Source organism: Pontiella desulfatans (assembly GCF_900890425.1).
GTDB classification, from domain to species: Bacteria; Verrucomicrobiota; Kiritimatiellia; order Kiritimatiellales; family Pontiellaceae; genus Pontiella; species Pontiella desulfatans.
Genome location: NZ_CAAHFG010000002.1, coordinates 556,897 through 573,580, shown reverse-complemented (window position 1 = coordinate 573,580; position 16,684 = coordinate 556,897). Strand labels below are relative to the sequence as shown.

General features: G+C 54.3%; 5 protein-coding genes. 1 reads left to right on the top strand and 4 read right to left on the bottom strand.

The genetic code is table 11. The features are described from left to right. Window positions 1–25 precede the first annotated feature (25 nt). From E9954_RS18030 to E9954_RS18020, 3 genes are all read right to left on the bottom strand, one after another. Window positions 26–2,221 carry a fibronectin type III domain-containing protein gene (locus E9954_RS18030; RefSeq protein ID WP_136080687.1) on the bottom strand — a complete coding sequence of 732 codons (2,196 nt, stop codon included), beginning with the start codon at window positions 2,219–2,221 and terminating at the stop codon, window positions 26–28. 139 nt (window positions 2,222–2,360) lie between these two features. Next, complete coding sequence (locus tag E9954_RS18025; RefSeq protein WP_136080686.1) at window positions 2,361–6,335, bottom strand: PKD domain-containing protein; 3,975 nt, start codon at window positions 6,333–6,335, stop codon at window positions 2,361–2,363. Window positions 6,336–6,517: 182 nt separating this feature from the next. Then, window positions 6,518–11,677, bottom strand: a complete 5,160-nt coding sequence (locus tag E9954_RS18020; protein ID WP_136080685.1) for a fibronectin type III domain-containing protein — start codon at window positions 11,675–11,677, stop codon at window positions 6,518–6,520. Window positions 11,678–11,981: 304 nt separating this feature from the next. On the opposite strand from E9954_RS18020, the gene E9954_RS18015 reads away from it, so the two are divergent. After that, complete coding sequence (locus tag E9954_RS18015; RefSeq protein ID WP_136080684.1) at window positions 11,982–13,301, top strand: enolase C-terminal domain-like protein; 1,320 nt, start codon at window positions 11,982–11,984, stop codon at window positions 13,299–13,301. Here the strand turns inward: E9954_RS18015 and E9954_RS18010 are convergent. Further along, window positions 13,298–16,576, bottom strand: coding sequence for an outer membrane protein assembly factor BamB family protein (locus E9954_RS18010; protein ID WP_136080683.1), 3,279 nt, complete (start codon window positions 16,574–16,576; stop codon window positions 13,298–13,300). The genes E9954_RS18015 and E9954_RS18010 overlap by 4 nt on opposite strands. Between the last annotated feature and the right edge of the window lie 108 nt (window positions 16,577–16,684).

Sequence of the window (16,684 nt, the reverse complement as noted above, 5' to 3'; positions counted from 1 at the left end):
GGGCGTTTGCCTGAGCCAACCCCTATTACTTCGCTTCGATCTTGTAGAAAACCGGCGACGTACCAATCGTGTTGGTGAGACTCTGAACCGTATCGGCCAGGTTGGTTTCCAAGGGTTGGAAGCCGGCGAGCAGGTTGGTGGAGTACCAGACGCTGTAGACATAACCGGATCCCTGCGCGGTGGTCCAGTGGATGACATCCTGACCCCCGCCAAGAGAACTCAAACTCACCGTTGACGCCGGCGGCGGAATGATCGGGCCGCTGCCGCCTTCTTCTCGCGCCAGATGAGCAACGGTGACCTCTGAAACAGTCAGCGCGGTTCCGGAATCAAGTAGAGCGCTGTCCGTCAATCCCGCACAGCCAATGGCAAAGGTGGTGAAAGCATCCGTTAACGCCATGTCGTTATCAACCGGGATCACCTGAATGCTGTCCATCTGCTGCACACCGGTTCCGCCTGCCACATCCATGGTTCCCGAAAGACTGAAAGCAGTCGCTTCGCGAGTCAACGTCAGGGTGAAGTCCGCAGTGGAATCGTTATTAAAACGATCCGGGTTACCCGCCGAGTCCCAGTTGCCGAGAAGGCCCAGTGTTGTGAAGTTTAAAACATCCCGGTCTTCTGTGGTTACATTGGCCGGACCCCCATTGTACTTGTAAAAGAATGTCGAGATATTATCTGCGATTTTTTCAATTCCATATGCCGCATAAGCGCGGGCGAAATCCGTGTTGGGCACATTGGTGGTATGCAGAGCTCCGTCGCGTGCTCCGGCAAGGCCGAACCGAAGCACGGCGTTATCCGGCATATTGCTGACCCGAAAGGAGAGCACAACCGAATCACCGGTATTGGTCAGTGCGGTTCCGGCAAAGTTGCCGAATATGTATGCAATCTGATCGGACCCGCTGCTGTTGGTCAGGGTATGCGTACCAGCAGAACTGATCAGTACAACATTGCTCGTATCGCCGGCAGCCATCAGCACAGAGTCAGAGGTGCCGTTGAACACCACGTTGGTTGAAAAAACAATATTCTCCGGCACGGCGGACTCTTCATTGGAATACCCGGAATTACCGGCACCGTTATAGGCGAAAACGCGGTAGGTATAAAGTGTACCAGAGATCAATTCGGAATCTGTCAGGGTTGTGACATCGGCCGCAACATTGGTGATCTGCGCAAAGGAACCGGCTCCGCTTTTGCGTTCGATCTTGAAGCCGTCCTCGTCGGACGAAAGATCAGTCCATTCCAGGAACAGGCTGGTTGCGCTCAGGACCTCCACGACCAGATTTGTCGGAGCGTTCGGAGGCGTCGGCACCAGTGTAGTTGCAGAGGCCACCGGATTATTGCTTGAGGTGCCGATGGTATTGAAGGCACTCACGCGGTACCAGTACTCGGTGCTGTCTGTCAGCCCGGAGTCGGCATAAACCGTCGTGTTGGCGGCATTGGTGGCAATCACCGCGAAGCTGTTGGTATCGGCACCGCGCTCAATGTAGAAACCGTCCTCATTCGAAGAGGCATCCGCCCAGCTCAGGTTAATGGCGGAGGTGGAGGCGGCGGTGGCCGTGAGGTTGGTCGGCGCGTCCGGCGCAGAAGAAACAGAGACCGGGGCGGCACTGATGCCGTCGAGCGTAATGGTGTCTCCATACCCTGCGGACCCGTTATCCACGCAGAGAATCTTAAAGGCAAGCATGTTGTAGCCGTCGCCGAGATCTACACTGCCGGTCACGTGTGTTCCTGCAGCGGTAACAGCAGGAGTGCTGACCGTGCCGAGAGACGTCCAGTGAGCGTGGTTGTTTGATCCGTTCAAATCGATTCCTTTCCAGTCCTGACCCGCGGTGACCAGATCGGAACCGAACACCTGCACAGAGAATGAAATGGTTTCTCCTCCGCCCAGTGTGACCGCCGCCACATCGAACAGAAACTGCTGCAGTCCGGTGGTTACCTTATTATCCGTATTCATCTGACCAAAAGCTTTAAGGGAATCATAAATGGATGCCGCCGGTCCAATCGTAAGCTGATCAGCTGCCGGGTCAAAGGATGCTTCTGTGTCACTGATCGGACCGGAATACCAGCCGTTGTCCAGCTCATCGTTCGGATCAAGGTTGTTGGAATCACCGATAGGCAGGTCGGTTCCAGCCACATTGGTGAAGGTGTTATCGATGACCAATACGGCCTGAGCCCCGAAGGTAAGCAGTGCGATTACAACCATAAGTGAGATCATTTTTTTGTTCATTTTTTTCTCCGGTTCAATTCATTTACTCTTGTACCCAATTCACAATCTAAACTGATTTAAAAAATAATATGGCTTCGCCTGTTGAAAACCAACCCGCTCGCCGCGCAAGCACATGCGCTGCTTGCTGTTCATGATGGAATCAGGGCGCGATTTGCACATCGACTTTATAAAAGGCCTTTCCGGCGGCCCCGCCAACCTGACCGGTCCAGCTGTTTTGCGGCCAGACAATGCCGGTTTCCAAAGGTTGGAAACTATTCATCAGATTGGTGGTTCCATACACGGTGTAAACGCGCCCTGGAACCGCCGTCCAGCCCACCCCGTTCCAAACATTGGAAACCGCAAAGCGGTCGACCGGATCGAGCCCGGCAATATAGGTTTCAAACAGCGTATTCACGCCATTGGGGGCTGCTGCGGTTGAAACTGCGTTCGTGGCACCATTAAAATACTCCATTTCCCATGTATCCGGCAATCCGTCTCTATCGCTGTCGATCGGAGACCGCGAACCTCCGACCCTGAACGGGGAAGCGGATACAGCAGATGGGTTGCCGTCTGCCGCATCTGAAATGCGAATAAGGCATCCATTCAGCGAGTCCGATGGCGTGGTCCAGGGCTCGACTCCATCGTTGGTTGTCGCAGCTGTAAGGGTCGACCAGCCGATGCCGTCATAGAGTTCGATCTTTACATCTTCGGAGAAGTAAGCGCTGCTCCAGCGAATATCGACCGGCTGGGAAACACTATAGGTTTCTCCGCCGGCTGGAGCGCACAGATGAAGCATGGCCGGCGAGGATCCGGAAGCAACAGTCACGTTGATAAGACCGCTATTCACAACATCGGTTTCATCCGCCACCGTCAGCTTGAATGAATAACTGCCGGGAACGATCAGTCCGCTCACGTCTGTGACCGGCTCATCCTGGTCCGCAAAAACAGGCCAGGAGCCCGGCGGTGCAGAAACCGTTCTCCACCAGTGAGCAATGGGATCGCTGTTCGCATCGGCGGTCACGGCAGATAGCGTCACACTGTCTTCCGGCAGAGTCAGCACGTTTGTATCGGCAGTTGCCGACGAAATGATCGGCGCGGCATTTTCCGGATGAACCGTCACCATGAACTCTTCGGCATCTGTGCTGATGCCGTCGGAAGCCTCCAGCCTGAACACATACTCGCCGGCAACCGTCATGCCGGTTACGTCGCTGTTCATATTGGTCGAAGCCGCAAAAATGGCCGCAGCACCCGGGGGCTGCGAGACCACGGTCCATTGATACGTCAAGGCTGTGCCGCCCAGATCCCACGCATACCCGCGCATCTGCGTGCCGGCCTGCGGCAGCGTGACCACCACGGGAATCCGATTGTGAATGGTCATGATCTCCGGCGGCGGGTCGGACGCAAAAACCGTGGTGCGCGCCTCGCGCCGCACCGTGCCGGCCCCATCGCTGACCGACAGTGTAAAGGCATATTCACCGGGCACCGTCAGGCCGGACACCGGGCAGAAAGAAGCGTTCGGACTGGCCAGATTAACCGGTGCTCCGGCCGGAGCCCGGGCCACTGACCACTGATAACTGATGGCATCACCTTCGGGATCTGTGGCGGATGAGCTCAGGTTCACGCTGTCCGAAGGGGAGATCAGCCAGGAGGTGTCCGTATTCCAGTTTCTGATGACGGGCGGCATGTTGCTTCCCGGATAGGGATAGAGGGTCAGAACCGTTCCGCCGGGAACGTCCAGCGTGAGCTCCCCTGAAGCATCAACCGTCTGCAAGCCAAGCTCCTCGTAACGGTTGGAGGTCCTTGATCGGCACACTCCGTACGTTCCCTGAGTCAAACCCGACAGACGGATCGAACGTGCGGTGGAGTCAAGATCATTTAAAACGACCGCAACTGTTCTTCCGTCCTTAATAAAAGCCAGTGCGCGCACCTGAGCGTTGTTTGAAGCCGATTCCACGCGAACCGCGCCGGGGCGCACATAGTGGATCACCTGCCGCAGGCGCCAGTACCACGAACTTTTTTCGATACGATTGTAAATTTCAGGCGACCCGTATGTTTCGATCTGGCTGTGAACGCTATAAATGTCCCAATAGGAATTGTTGCCGATCGCGAGATCTTCATACAACCGATCGGTGGTCAGATAGCCGTACTCCGTCTGGGCCGTCGGCAGCCCCCGCTCTGCGGCAAACTGCCCTAGATCAGCAAGTTTGGTGAATCCACCGTAACGGTGATAGCTGATCAGCCCGATATAGGACCAGAACTCCTCATCGTTGATCACCGGTTCAATAAAGTCGCTCCAGCCAACATCCACATTGAGACTTTCCGGGAACTGGATCCGGGTTTTCAAGCCGGCCGCCTCCAGACGCGGGCCGACGGTTCTGACCATCTCGTGGATCATGCCGGGAGTCCATGAACTTTTATAATCCGGCTCGTTCAGGATCGTGCAATAATCCGCCTCAATTCCATGAACCTCACGCAGGCGCCGAAGCAGCGCAATCAGGAACTCGGCATGTTCACCGGGGCTGTTCATCTGCCAGGCCGGAGACGTTCCGGTTGAGCCGGTATCATAAAATGCCTGTGTCAGATACATACTGAACGGTTCGCCGTTGGCTTCAACCAGACGTTTCAACGGCAGCACAAGTTCCGTGATTTCCCGATCCGCATATTTAAAGTTAAACGCCGACCAATCCGGCATGTCTGCATCGTCATTGTCGTTGCGACGCTCCCATCGCTCTCCCATGTTTGAATTTCCACCTGGCGAATGCCAGCGCATACCGGTGATACCGAAATCGTTGACGATTTCATTCAGAATTTCATCCTGCGTTGTCGCGGTCGTGAACGGCTGAAAGGACTCATTCATCCACCAGCCTTTAATCGTCTGGAATGTTGTGTTGGTATCGATGGCGATGAGATTGCCCGGGCTCACCACAGTGATCTGCACGGCATCGGCTCCGGTGGCCCCCTCGTTGTCCGTCACAGTCAGCGTGATGCTGTGCGCACCCACGTTAAGATAGACCTGAGCTGTTTCACCGGTGGCAATCGGTGTTCCGGCGATATCCCACACGTAGTTGGTAATCGTGCCGTCGGCATCAGTGGATCCCGCCCCGTCAAGTATCACCGGCTCTGCGCCGCTGTAATCGTCATCGGTCACGGTTTGATCGGTTCCGGCATCGGCCTGCGGGAGCAGGTTGCCGTCGGGAACGGCGGAGGCCTCCCCGGTGTAAAAGGAATCCCCGATACTGTTGTAAGCACGGACGCGATAGGTGTAGAGCATGCCCTTTATCAGCCCGGTATCGGAATAAGTCGTAACATTCGCGGCAGTTGAGTCAATCTGCAAAAAGGAGTTGGTTCCGCTTTTTCGCTCAATCTTAAAGCCGTCCTCATTGGAAGAGCTGTCTGCCCAGCTCAACTGAAGTTCCGCGCCTGAAACGACGGTCACGGCAAGGTTGGTCGGGGCATCCGGCAGAGACGTGGAAACCGGCAAAGAAACTGAAATTTCTGAGACCGTCATGTTATCATTAAAATCGATTGAGCCGTTCAATTCGACAAACTGGGCACGAAACCCAACGACTTCATAACCATTTGTCCCGAAATCAATAGCCCCCGTTGAATAGGTACCATTGGAGGTAATGGTATCGGTCGACACAACGGTTCCAATGGGTTCCCACCAGCTTCCAACAGAGGTTGCATTAAGAGCAATCCCATTACCGAACACCTCCGTAGTGCCTTTAAAACAGAAGAACTGTATTTCCATCAACGCTTCAAAATCCCCTTCATTATCGGTGATATTCACCACAACAACCTGAAGGGCCTGCTGTCCGACGGTGGCCTTACTGTCGAGATTCACCTGCCCAAATGCATCGGACCAACTTCCCACTGTACCGGAAAAACCGGCAGCTTTGAACTGTATGGTGCCTGCATTCGCATCAACAACGGTTTCTGTTCCTGCCATGCCGGGGCCGCCCAGCCAGCCCTCACCGGTTGAGTCGTAAGCGCCGTTGCGGAATATTGAATTGCTGTTGAGCGTCGGGGGAAACTCCGTTCCCGTTAGAGCGGCAAATCCCGAATCAATAATTATCGCCGACTGTGCATTAATGGCGGTGATCAGCAACACGAACCATAAACATGACTTTTTCATCTGCGACCCTCTTTCCCTTGTTTACAAAAAGACCAATAGAAGCATCCTACAACTTGCCCGAAAAATGCCAATCCTCCCTTTGTGCAAGCGCATGCGTTTTCCAACCATTGGAAAAATGAGGCCGGATCTTCCATTGATTGGAAAAATCCGGCCTTAAAAGTTCCAGCGTCTGGAACGTTTGTTTATTCAGCGTTCCAGATAAAGGGGAACCGTGCCTCGTACCAGAAGGCTTCTCCCGCCTCGATGAGTTCATCGGCTTCAATCTGGCTGCGCCAGACTTTCTTATCACCAGCATTGTACCAGATGCCGTTGGTGTTGAGTCCGTAGATGAGATACGAGCCGTTCACCCAGACACTGACTTTGTCGCAGCCGGTATAATTGGCCGAACCGGTGCCGTTAAGCCCCATACTCTGAAGCATGGCATCTTGCGAAACCGGGCTGGCTACAATCTGCATTCCGGAAACCATTCTGATCGCTTTAGGTTGCCCGGCTGAACCGGTGAGCGTGATGTCCCGCGCGCTGGCGGTACTGAGCAGAAAACCTCCGCCTGCCGGAATGCTCTCGGCACTCAAGTCGCTTACGGTCAGGTACTCCTGCGCAGTCTCGTCATAGATTTGAAGGGTGTCTCCGGCGAGCAGCTGGCTTCCCAGCAGGTCGGCCAGGCTGTCAGATTCGACATTTACACCGATCAGATTAACACCCGGAACCAACGTAATGGTAACGTTTGTGACCGTAGAGAGAATCAGGGTCTGAGGTTCAGTACCGGCTTCCAGCATAAGCGATGCATCCAACAGATCCATCGACATGGATGAAGAACTGGATGAACTTTGGCTGGTTGAGACCGGAACCACGGAGCTCCAAGTTGTACCGATTCGAATTTCATCCGTCTGGTTGCTGTCGCCGGGAGCATTGTCCTGCCAGATTACCAGTTCATCGAGTTCCCCGCTGCCGGTCAGCGGCCATGCGTAGACCTTAGACTGGCCGTTGACGGCGTTCCAGGCTGCCGGTTCACTGGACGGCAGTCCGGCTGCGGTGTCGTAGACAGCCAGTGAAGTGGCTGCCTGATTTGCCGAAGCGTTGGTAATGTCGAATTTGGCAACCATGAAATAGGTCGCTCCATCAATCAGGTTTGTACTGCCAAGCGAATAAACTCCGCTGGAAGCGGTTTGCTTCACGGTATCGATGCCGATAAATGCGTGCAGTTCGTCCGCTGACCCACTGGTGTTCCCGGCGGTGATACCGAAGGTCAGCCCTCTGGTGCCGACAGCTCCATCCTGATTCAGTATGACAGCACTCATCGGCAGCTGACTCCAGCCAGCCCCACCGGTGTCGGCGGTGAACAGAGCACTCATATACACGGTTCCCAGCGACTCGAAGCTTTGGGTGTTGGTCATGCTGCAGCTGCCGCCGGACTGGGCATCGAGGTTGGCGCTCAGACCAACGGTTGTGAGTCCGGAAAAACTCATACCCGTGTCGGTTGTGACATCTGTTGTCGTGCTTCCGGAATTCACTTTTGTGTAGATGCCGGTGGACGCGGTCGGCAGATCCACTCCGGCAGCGGTTCCATAGGCGAACCCGTCGTAGTGAATCAGGTTGGCATCCTGCACCGCAGGTGTGCCGGAAGCCTCGTTGGAATAGCCGGAATCTTCGCTACTGTTGGTTGCGCATACCCGGTAGGTATAGGTTGTTCCTGATGTAAGACCGGAGTCGATGCAGGTCGTGGTGCCGGCCGTAACGCTGGTGATCTGCGCAAACGAGCTGGTTCCGCTTTTGCGTTCAATCCGGAACCCGTCTTCGTTGTCGGAATTATCATTCCAGGTCAACGAAAGACTGGTTGATCCAATGACACTGACGGCCAGGTTGGATGGCGCATCGAGTGCCGATCCGCCTGCGGCGGTGAGCCCGGAGATTCGCAGATCGATCAGATCGCCTTCCAGCGTATTGTATTGCTTGCCAAAGTGGACGCGGTAATAGGCACTGCCGAGTCCCCATAGATAGAGGCGGAATTCCACCTCCTGATCGCAGTTCTGCAGTGCGGGACAGTTGGTGAGAGAAACAAAGACCGGAACACCTGCGGCCGTATTTCCTCCGCCGACAAAGGTATTGGTCGAGAGCGTCATAACAGTTCCTGTCGTTGCAAACCCGTCCAGGCTGTATTGAAGCTCCACATGGAAGTCGTCGGAGGTATTATTTCCTGTAATACCGAACTCGAGGCTGCGAAGTTCCATTTCGTAACCGCTGGCCGGCTGTGCTGTCCAGTATATATACGCGTTGGTGTCCATTGACGCAGTGTTTAACTCACGCACAGCATAACAGTCATCATTATATAAGCTGTTATCCTGATGAATCAATCCAGAGCTGTTTCCGATTGTGCCACTCATCATGTTGCCGGCGTTGTAGGTGCTGTCGGGCACCTGAAACGCGTTTGTACGAGCATCGAGTTCGCCCGCGTTGAGAAACTCCCATTCAACCAGCGGAAGTCCGACTTCCGCCTCCAGAACGGTCAGCCGGAAAAAGCTCCAGGCCGGGTCGCCGTCGCCGTCGATCACCCGCACGTAGAGATGAAACTCTCCGGCTTCGGTCGGGGTGCCGGTAATACACAGAGAGGAATCAATGCTGAGTCCATCGGGCAACAGCGCCGCGATGACTTTATTCGAACGCGCACCGTCACCTCCGGTTGTTTCGATCTGCAGACTGCAGGGTTCTCCCTCCAAAATATACGGCAGTTCTTCAGCGGTCGTGAAAGAAGGCACATTGTTGAGCGGATCGTAGACATGCCGGACTTTATTTTTACATTCGTCAATAAAGTCCAGGATATAGCTGTATTTCACCGCTTCATCCGGATCGTCATGTAGGGCCCGCAGGTGCCCCCACTGCCCGAATTTTCCCCATTCTTCATACAAAAGGAACGGCATGTGGCTGTAGAGCCCGTCCTCTTTGGCCATCTGCATCTGCAGGTCGTAGATTTCCGCCATACGGGGGTGGGCATTCATGGCGATCATGAAGTCAGTCACGGCAAAACCGTTGGTATCGGAGGCCGTGTCAATATGATCGGTGTAAATCGAAGGTCCCCCTTCGTAGCAGATCAGCGGCACATCATTGCTGTAGCAGAAATCGCGCAGATAGTCCGGGATACCCTGAATCGCCACCCCATCCGGGCCGGTGTCGCCAGAGACTTTGACACCGGTTATAGCCAGGCGCAGCCACTGGTCAAATGCAGTGTTCATGTCATTGGTAAACTGAGGGCTGGTCCAGTAGGAGGCCGGCGGCGCATTGGTTTCCAGAATCTGCTCCCAGACCCAGTTCTGGATGCCGTTGCCGAAATAGGTGGTCCCGGCAATTACCTCGGGTTTCAGCAGGACGCTATTGGTATAGAGTTCGTCCAGCAGGTCGGTGGCAAAACCGTTGAAGTTGAGGGTCCAGACCGCCGCCGTGCGCACAATACGATTGGTTCCCAGAACCGATTCGAAAATATCCCAGGTGTCTGAGAACTTCCGAGCGGTATATTGTCCGTCGGTCAGGGTGCCCCGGTCTGCCTGCAAATCACGCTGTCGGTAATTCCACACTTCGTTGGCGAACTCGAGATAGATTTTCAAATTGCTGTCGAGCGGTGGATAGGCTGGATTGGTGACGGCTGATGTGTATGGATTCTCCCCGTCCGAGCCATGCAAGAACAGGTTGGCCATGTTGGTCATATAAGCCGGGGAAGCATCGAACGGCACGCAGACCCATGGATCAATCTGCGTTTCGTTGCACATCCGGATGATGTGCTCATACGCCATGCCGACACAGCTCGATTGTTCCGGAACCGTGTTGGTTCCACCGTCTTTATTCACGTACTGCCAGGAGGGAATTACCGTGTTGATCGGGCCGACCTGAAAGCAGTCCGCCGGCAGGCGGCGATCCTGCCACTCTTTTTCGCGGGTCATAATGGTTGACTGCAGATCCATATAGCGCACATAGCCCCAGTCGGCGTCCTGTAGACGGGCCTCCATCGACGGATGCAGCAGCTCGCCCTCCAGAGTCGAGTTGGTCCAGTCGGACGGATCAGGCGCCCACAGGCAGATATTGTGCGGAGGGTTGTTGGTGTCGATGCCATGGATTTCGACCCGTATCGCTCCGCTTGTCTGCGAAGCAGCCCATTCACGGCGGCCGTTTGTCACTACGCCGGAGGTTGTGCCGGTCACCTGCGTACCGGTGATGTTGAGCCGGATGTCGGCAGCCCCTTGCCAGGTCAGGGCCATTTTTCCAACATACACAGGATGTCCATCCAGCTGCGCGTCCGACGGAATGGTCAGCACCGCATTGATCACCTGCCCGGGATCGAGATATTGCGGGTTGCCGAACCGATCAATCTGGCTGCCGGCGGTTACTGTTCCATTGGTGTCCAAAGTGCGACGGATGAGAGTCCCTGTGGTTTTGTCCACCCAATTGCCGACCGGATTCCAAAGCGAACCGCAGCTCCACAGCAGATTGGCAAACGGGCCGGCCGTATAATAAGTCAGACCGGGCGGATGACAGGCCGCATAGGGCAACCCCCGGTTGTCACCGGTTCCGACGGCCGTATGGCTCACGGAGAGCCCGGAAATAGAGAGCGAGCTGCCGGCGTCGAGCTGCGCTGCCGCATAACCCTGACAACCGATCCCAAACGTGGTGAACGCATCGGTAAGCAGCAGGTCATTATTGCCCTCCACCGGCGAGAAGGAAAAGTTGGTCATCGTCTGGATGCCGCTACCGCCTGCCACCTCCATGGTTCCAGAGACATCAAAGGCCGCCGTTTCGCGGGTGATGGTGAACGTGAAATCTGCGGTTGAAGCGTTGTCGAAACGATCCGCGCCGGTTGCGGAATTCCATGAGCCTATTTTGTTGCCTGTATCCCCCAGTAAAGGCCTGTCGGCCGTCGTGTCGCCGGCAGAGCCTCCATCGTAATTGAAAAAGTCCGTACCAATATTGTCCACTTTCTTGTCAATTCCATACGAAGCATAGGAACGTGGAAATGCGGTTGAAGCGACATCATTTGTAATCAAGGCCGCGCCCCGTGCGCCGGCCAGCACAAACCGCATTCCGGCATTGTCGGGCATATTGTTCACCCGAAAAGAGAGCGTGAGGGAGTCTCCTGCTTTTGATAATATCGTATCGGGGAAAGTCCCGAAAATATAGGCATCCTGATCGGACGCGCTGCTGTTAGTCAGGGTGTGTATGCCCGCGAGGCTGGTTAGTGAGACATTGGAATTATCACTGGTGGCTTTGAATACCGTATCTGTTGATCCATCGAAGATCACACCGGCGGAAGCCGTTACAGCAAGCAGAGCTGCCAGTAATATGGGGTTTGTTTTTTTCATTGCGCTTCTCCTTTTTATGTTTCAGCGCAATGAATAAGCACACGGTTTACATCTGTTTTCTTTCCGCTTTGATCCGCCGCCTAAACGAACGATCAGGCCGAATGCTATTCCGCACTGTTAAAACAACTTTTACAAAACCTCCACCCTCAAAGCCAACTCCGCCGCCGTGCAAGCCCATGCTCTACATGCCATCCCATTGAGAAAACGGCGCATGTGCTTGCAGAATACAATCTTTGATTCCAGTCGGGGCGGCATGGTTTACTGCAAAGAAATAAAGAAGCCCCTGTGATAATAAGGAACCATCATGACGTTCATCAGCCGGCGTAATTTTTTGAGAGCGATATCGATAACCTCGGCATACACCTTAACGGGGGAACGCTTATTTGCCGCAACACGCGGGGGGTCCGGGAAAGGAACCGTTATCGAGCGCATAGAGTGCTTTTACATAAAAAAGACAGGTGGCAGTTCAAAAAAAATATCCGGCCTCCGAATTGTTGCCCGCGACGGGGCAGACGGGTTCTACATTGATCCCGCCGGCGGTCGGCTCGGGCAATGCTTTGAGTCTCAATATACCCAACCTTTAAGGGAGGTTCTGGCCGGGCAGGATTCCGCGGATATCACGGCCCTGTGGTTAAAAATGCATGAATCCGGAATCCATCACCGATTGCATGCCGCAGCGGATGTCGCGCTCTGGGATCTGCACGGCCGCCGGGAAGGAAAAAATGTAAGTTCCCTCATTGGTGAAAAAAAACGCGACAAAGTCAAACGCTATGAATCGACAGCCTGCAATCTGACAGTCGATGAATATGTTGAGCAAGCCGAGAAAGTTAAGGCACGCGGATTGCAGGGCTTTAAACTCCATCCGTATATCCCGAAACTGCAGAACATGTCCTCCAGTGGAAAAATAGCCAATCCCATAGAGAAACGCCCTTGGAAAACGGGCGATCCGATCGGGTTTCCGGAGCAGGATCTTGATGTCATCCACGAAGTACACAACGTTCTCGGTGCCGATGTCGTGCAAATGCTGGACAACTACCATACGTACACTCTTGAACAGTCGATTCGTGTCGGCAGAGTGCTGGACAGTCTAAACTACGGCTGGATGGAGTCGCCGATGCCGGAGGGTGATGACCGCATCAACGATTACAAAACGCTGCGAGACACGGTCAAAACGCAAATATGTGCTCCGGAAATCAACCATGGCGATCACTTCAGCCGGCTTCGCTGGTTAAAGGGAGGCGCTATCGATATAAACCGAACGGATGTGAATTTTGGCGGGTTCACCTCGTGCCTGCTGATTCTGCGCGCCTGCGAAGAGGCCGGCATCCCGCTGGATCTGCATGCCGTGACGAACAGGCACTATCAACACGCCCTCTATCCGGTCAGCGATGCGCGCACGATGCCGTGGATTGAGTTCATGTGCTGGATTCCGCCGGTCGCCGAAGATTTCTCCTGCGTCGTTGAAGGAGCCTGGGTGGAAAAAAGCACTCCCTGGTTCAAAAGCACAATCGGTTACCCGACGGACAGCGATGGATATGTCCACTTCAATTACAACCGGCCGGGACTGGGGAACGAAGTCAATGGAGAGTGGGTCTTGCAGAACCGGGAGCTGCTGGATATCTAAAGTTCCTTCCGCACGGCAAGGACGGATCCGTCCCGGAGAGTGACGATGATTGTGCCGTCCGCTGCGACAGCCAATCCATCATAAAGCGGTTCGGAAGGAAGCGATACCATCCACATCTCCTCCCCGCTTTCGCGTTCAAATGCTGTAAGACGCCAGTCACTATACTGAATCAGGGGTTTCTGCTGTGCCAGTTTTTCCGGAAGTTCGCTTGGAGATGCCATCTTTGCTGAGCCGGCATGGGTGACGATCAGCGCATCGCCGGCGAGAGCCAGTGCGTTCATATCCAGATCCGGTCTTGACCATAACGCTTTCGATTCATTCAGAGGGCGGTGCACACTTGTCCACTTTATGACTGCCATTCCCGGGTCTTCCTGCATCATCACGCGGTTTTCTTCGACAAAGTCTGCGACTTTCCAGACATTGAGCCCACTCGTGCTTCGGTCAGATTCTCTTTGCGGCTGATTATTTTTTGATACTGGAGGCGGCGCGGCATAGGCAATCAGATCCGGATCACACGCCGGACTCAGGCGGGAAATATTCAACATGCGTGCCGGAGCTTTTGTAAGGTCCAGCCATCCGTTTTCATCGGCATGGTATAACTTGAATTCGACTCTCTTCCATTTCCCCTCCCGTAGCTGATGATTCTCAAACAGGGGCCGGCCCCCTCCCAAAACACAGCGGTCGTTGACGGCAATAATATTCTGCCCCTGCATATGATAGATGCCACGGAAATTAAAATAGTTCCCGCCACTCCGGGATTGTTCGGTCTGCGACGGAAGGGGCACGACGGTTCCGTCCTTTTTGTTCAGACAGAGCGGAATCGATCCGTAACCTGCCACCCAGACCGCGTCGTTGATGACAGCGGTCACGCCTCCCAGCCCGACCGCATCCCCGTCCGGCGGCAGATGGGATCCTGCCAGTACCGGGTCGATTGCGCGGCGCCAGCGGATTTCTCCGGTTTCAGTATCCAGAGCCAGCGTCGTGCTTCCGCAGATAATCGACATCCCGGCGGTTGCATAAACCGTTCCCTCATCCACAGCAAGGGATAATACCGGCCAGGTACTCATCAGATTGTCAAAAACAGCGATCCGGCGTTCCAGCGGAGCGACCCGGCGTTTCCAGAGCAACTGCCCGGTGTCGGCATGAAGCGCATAGACCCATCCATCGGCCCCGGGGACAAACAGTCTTCCGGCTTCATAAGCTATCGATGTAAGAACCGATCCATTTATCTGCTGTTTCCATTTGATAGACCCGTCCGATAGGTTGAGCGCCGTGACAATCCCGTCGCTCCCCGCAGTGTAGACGAGATTTGTAACGACAACCGGAGGCACCGGACGTTCATCGTATTGATCCACAAGTGAATTATAAATTGTGGTATAAGAAAACGGATGTTCGGGCTTCGAAACCCAGAAGGTCTTAACAGACCGTCCGACCGTTGCCGCACTGGAACCCTGATGACGGCTGCCGCCGCGGTAAGCTGTCCAGCCCCCGTTTTCTATCTCCGAACCGGACGGCGGAGAACCTTGACCCTCCGGACCTTTCACCAGCGGATGTTCCGGTTTGTTTTTGATCTTCTCATAGATTTCACGGCCGGAGACGTAAGCGCCGGAACCCGGCATGTGGTTATCGCAGGTGCAAATGGAGGGAGAATAAAGCAAAACACCTCCCGCGACCCAGGCCCCGACCCCGCAAGGCGTCTTATAGCCGAGCGTGGAATGCCCGAGAACCCCTGTTCCCGGCGCATAGGTGGTGATTCCGCACCAGGCGGTCCCGGCCGATGAAGAAATCGTATTGTCGCGCTGAAGACTTCCCGATTTCAGATCGATGTAGGTGCCGGAGTTATAGCATTCTCCATTCAGAATTAATGATTGCTGACCGGCATACCCCAGACGCTTCATTACAGGCGTTGTGAAAGATGTAATATAACGGCCGTTTTCTTCATGGAAAAACAATCCACAGGAACCCTCCATCACAGCCAGATGAATTAAACCATCAGCGACTTTAAGCGTGCTCATCCCGCGAATATTGTTGTTCTTTATGTGAACGGGCCGGACAAGTTGAGCAATCCAGGTTTTGCCCTCATTGCTCCATAGTTCCTTGCCGGTTTTTGCATCGAGACAGGCCAGACGGCGGCCTTCAGCATAGAAATAGAGTTTTTGATCATTGATCGCTACGGTTCGAAAATCGATTTTCCAGGACTCGTTATGTGACCAGATCCTGCGCCGGTCTTTCAGGCTCCAGGCTTCAAGCTCCGTGCCAAACAGCGTCTGATCGCGCTCCTGCGTCTCATAAACTGTTCTCTGCACCAAAAACTTATAGGGCTCTCTGACGTCAGCGGGGTCACCGGTCAATGCGTACAGAACCCCGTTATCCACGGCAAGCCATCGGATCCGGCGGCTTTCGTCACCCAAAGTAATCGGCTCAAGTTCTTCACCGGTTGTCAAATCGCGTCGCAGAACATCCGCACCCTGCCCGGAAGCCATCAGCAGTGCGTCCTTTGTTGCAACGAAAACAGGCATGTTGGCTTCAATATTTTCCGGGATCATCCCGTCCCAAAGAATCTGCCCGTTGTAAACACTCTGCACAAAAATACGGCCGCACATACTGCCACGGAACAAATCGTGATACGTCCAGTCATTGATGAGGATCTGTTTGCCGTCCGACGTGAGCGCGCTACCGTTATAGCTGTTATACATCGGCATCGCCCGGAACTGCAAAAGCGGGGGAAATTCAAAATTTTCATCTTCTGACACCGGATTGTTATTCGGGCCGTGAAGTTTATGGGACCACCAGTCTGAACCGGGACGTTCCGGTTTGGTGATCGTCTTATCTTTAAGGATCGCACGCCCCCGAAGAGGAGCAAGTACTCTCATGATTTCGTTCGAAACGCTTTTCGTTAAATCCTGTGCCGTAACCGTGTCGAGAACAAGTAAATCCACATAATTGTCTGCAAAAGGAATAGAGTCGGGTGTTCCCTGCTCAACATAGAGCGTTCTGCCCAGTATTCCCGCTTCCATGGCTGTCTTTTTTGCCTTTTCAACATTTTCAGGGTTCGCATCCATTGCAAGGATCAGGTAGCCGCTGTCCGCTGCCAGTTCGATCGCCTGTTTTCCGTCGCCGCACTCAAGAAGACAGGCAATCCCTCGCGACAACTCTTCAGCACGCAGAAGAATCGGAACAAACACAAACAAAACCGTAAACAGCACTACACTGGTTCGAACCGGACAGACAACAGTCCGTGGAGCGCACAGATTAAAAAAGTGTCTCTTATTCATTATCCCGGAAGTAAACCACGCCCTTGTGGTAAATAGAAACGCCCCCTGCCTGCAAGCACATGCACCTGAGTTAAACCGTCTTTCACGGATGCGTTATTGAGATAGGTC